Origin of the sequence: Paenimyroides tangerinum, from assembly GCF_003865405.1 — a bacterium.
Taxonomy (GTDB): domain Bacteria; phylum Bacteroidota; class Bacteroidia; order Flavobacteriales; family Flavobacteriaceae; genus Flavobacterium; species Flavobacterium tangerinum.
On sequence record NZ_RQVQ01000084.1, the window covers coordinates 1 to 3,659 of the forward strand.

The following is a 3,659-nucleotide window of genomic DNA, read 5'->3' on the forward strand; positions in this document are numbered from 1 at the left end:
ACTTCTTCGTACTCAACATCTTGAGTTGCATCACCAGCTTCTCCACCTTGATTTGGTTGTGCTTGTTGTGCTCCTGCTTGATCTTGTGCTTTGTACATTTCTTCTGAAGCTGATTTCCAAGCTTCATTAATTTTATCTAAAGCTGGTTGAATTGTAGCAATATCTTTAGCTTCAAAAGCAACTTTTAATTCTGCTAAAGCGGCTTCGATATTAGATTTATTACCTGCTGATAATTTTTCTCCGTACTCAGCTAATTGTTTTTCCGTTTGGAAAATCATTCCGTCTGCTTCATTGATTTTTTCAGCAGTTTCTTTAGCTTTTTGATCTGCTTCAGCATTAGCTGCAGCTTCTTGTCTCATTTTTTCGATTTCTTCTTGAGTTAATCCTGAAGAAGCTTCGATACGGATATCGTGAGATTTACCTGTTCCTTTATCTGTAGCAGAAACTTTGATGATACCATTAGCATCAATATCAAAAGTAACTTCAATTTGAGGAACACCTCTTTGTGCTGGTGGTAACCCATCTAAATGGAAACGACCAATTGTTTTGTTATCATTTGCCATCGGACGCTCACCTTGAAGAACGTGAATTTCTACTGATGGTTGGCTATCTACAGCTGTAGAGAAAACTTGTGATTTTTTTGTAGGAATTGTAGTATTCGACTCGATTAATTTAGTGAATACACCACCCATTGTTTCAATACCTAAAGAAAGTGGTGTAACGTCTAATAATAATACGTCTTTCACATCTCCTGATAATACTCCACCTTGAATAGCTGCTCCAACTGCAACAACCTCATCAGGATTAACTCCTTTAGACGGTTTTTTACCGAAGAATTGCTCAACTTTTTCTTGGATTACAGGAATACGAGTTGACCCACCTACTAAGATTACCTCATCGATATCAGATTTAGATAAACCTGCATCTTTTAAAGCTTTCTCACAAGGTAACATTGATCTTCTTACTAAATCATCAGCTAATTGCTCAAATTTAGCACGAGTTAAAGACTGAACTAAGTGTTTTGGTCCTGAAGCTGTAGCTGTAATATATGGTAAATTGATTTCTGTTTGAGTAGAAGCAGATAATTCAATCTTAGCTTTTTCAGCAGCTTCTTTTAAACGTTGTAAAGCCATTGGGTCTTTACGTAAATCAACACCTTCAGCAGCATTAAATTCATTAGCTAACCAGTCAATAATTACTTGGTCAAAATCATCTCCACCTAAGTGAGTATCTCCGTTTGTAGATAATACTTCAAAAACTCCGTCTCCTAATTCTAAGATTGAGATATCAAAAGTACCTCCTCCTAAATCGTAAACAGCAATCTTTTGGTCTTTACCCATTTTATCTAAACCGTAAGCTAAAGCTGCAGCTGTTGGCTCGTTGATGATACGACGAACTTTTAAACCTGCAATTTCTCCAGCTTCTTTTGTAGCTTGACGTTGTGCATCATTAAAATATGCAGGAACTGTAATAACCGCTTCAGTAACTGTTTGGCCTAAATAGTCTTCAGCCGTTTTTTTCATTTTTTGAAGTGTCATTGCAGACAATTCTTGAGCTGTATATAAACGACCATCGATATCTACACGAGGTGTATCATTATCTCCTTTTACTACAGTATAAGGTACATTTTTTAACTCACTTACAACCTCTGTGTATTTTTCTCCCATAAAACGTTTTATAGAAGCAATAGTTTTTGTTGGATTTGTAACTGCTTGACGTTTTGCTGGATCTCCAACTTTAATCTCCCCACCTTCTACGAAAGCAATTACAGATGGAGTTGTTCTTTTTCCTTCTGCATTAGGAATAACTACTGGCTCATTTCCTTCCATTACAGAAACACAAGAGTTCGTTGTACCTAAATCAATTCCAATTATTTTACTCATCTTTATATTTGTTATTTTTTGTTACTAATTTATTTAATCGTGAATCAATCACATTTGCTAATAGTCAATGATTGTGCCATTACGAAAACTACTATAATTTGTCATATATTCTTCAAAACACTAATTTTAAAATGTCAATATGACAGATATATAGATTAAATCTCAACAAACTCCAATTTCCAAAAACGAACAAAATGTCAGTCAGAAAAAACACAAATTAAAAAATTAGGTGTTGCAACTGATAAATATTTAATTATCTTCGTTTTTTTATAGTTAGATTATTAAATATGGAATGTATTTCTGTTTTCGATATGTTGAAGATTGGTGTTGGACCATCAAGTTCTCACACATTAGGACCTTGGCGAGCTGCCGAACAATTTCTTAAAGAATTGAAAGATGCCGAATTATTTAATGACGTAACCAAAGTTACCATTGATTTATACGGCTCGTTATCATTAACCGGAATTGGTCACGCTACTGATTTGGCTGTTATGTTAGGTTTAAGTGGTGCGGATCCTGAATACGTTCCTGTTGATGAAATCAGTGGTATTATCGACACAATAAAATCTACAAACACATTGATTCTTGCTGGACTTAAAGCAATTCCGTTTAATCCTGCCAATGATATTATTTTTAATAAAAATTTCCTTCCGTTTCATGCAAACGGTTTAAAATTTACTGCTTATTTAAATAACGAATTATTTGAATCTACTTTTTATTCGATTGGTGGAGGATTTGTTGTTAAAGAAGAAACTTCGGAAAATAAAGAGAATGACGAAATCAAAGCTACGTTCCCATTTCCGATTGACAAAGCAACGGAATTACTAGAATTTTGTATTCAAGAAAATAAATCAATATCAGAAATTGTTTACGAAAATGAAAAATCGTTACGTACAGAAGAAGAAATAGATCACGAATTACTTCGCGTTTGGAATACCATGTTAGAATGTATGTACATTGGTTGCCATACATCAGGAACTTTACCTGGTGGATTAAATGTAAGACGTCGAGCTTTTGATATGCACGAAAAATTGAAGGGTGATTTACCTTATTCAAATCCGCAAGAATGGCTTCAAACGATTCGTAAAACCAAAGTTTATTTCCGTCAGATTTTAAAATGGGTTAGCTGTTTTGCTTTAGCAGTAAACGAAGTAAACGCAGCTTTAGGACGCGTTGTTACAGCTCCAACCAACGGAAGTGCTGGAGTTATCCCTGCGGTTTTGATGTATTATTTAGTTATTGAAAACCACAAGGCTTCTGAAAAAGAAATTAAACAATTTTTAATGGTTGCCGGTGAAATTGGAAGTATCTTTAAAAAAGGAGCTACAATATCTGCTGCGATGGGTGGCTGCCAAGCTGAAATTGGCGTTTCATCTGCTATGGCCGCGGCGGCACTTTGCGAAGTGATGGGCGGAACACCAGAACAGGTTTTAATGGCTGCAGAAATTGCAATGGAACACCATTTAGGATTAACTTGTGACCCAATTGGTGGTTTGGTACAAATACCTTGTATAGAACGCAACACTATGGGAGCAATTAAAGCGATAAACGCTGCAGAATTAGCTTTAGATACCGACCCTAAAAATGCCAAAGTTCCGTTAGATAAAGTGGTAAACACCATGTGGCAAACCGCTAAAGACATGAACAATAAATACAAAGAAACTTCAGAAGGTGGTTTGGCTGTTGCCGTTAACCTTGCCGATTGCTAGTAAACAAAAAGGACAATCTCTAGAAAATTTGAGATTGTCCTTTTTTATTTAATTTATCTTTTTTCTA

General features: G+C 35.3%; 2 protein-coding genes. One reads left to right on the forward strand and one right to left on the reverse strand.

All coding sequences use genetic code 11. The features are described from left to right. The coding region (gene dnaK / locus EG240_RS16100; RefSeq protein ID WP_125020354.1) for a molecular chaperone DnaK at positions 1-1,883 on the reverse strand (1,883 nt) is incomplete at its 3' end. Positions 1,884-2,170: 287 nt separating this feature from the next. Between dnaK and EG240_RS16105 the strand changes: the two genes are divergently transcribed. Further along, complete coding sequence (locus EG240_RS16105) at positions 2,171-3,592, forward strand: L-serine ammonia-lyase (protein ID WP_125020355.1); 1,422 nt, start codon at positions 2,171-2,173, stop codon at positions 3,590-3,592. The last annotated feature ends 67 nt before the right edge of the window (positions 3,593-3,659 follow it).

Excerpts from the sequence above, each read along its gene's own strand:
- EG240_RS16105 (WP_125020355.1), top strand. The coding sequence starts at position 2,171 with ATGGAATGTATTTCTGTTTTCGATATGTTGAAGATTGGTGTTGGACCA.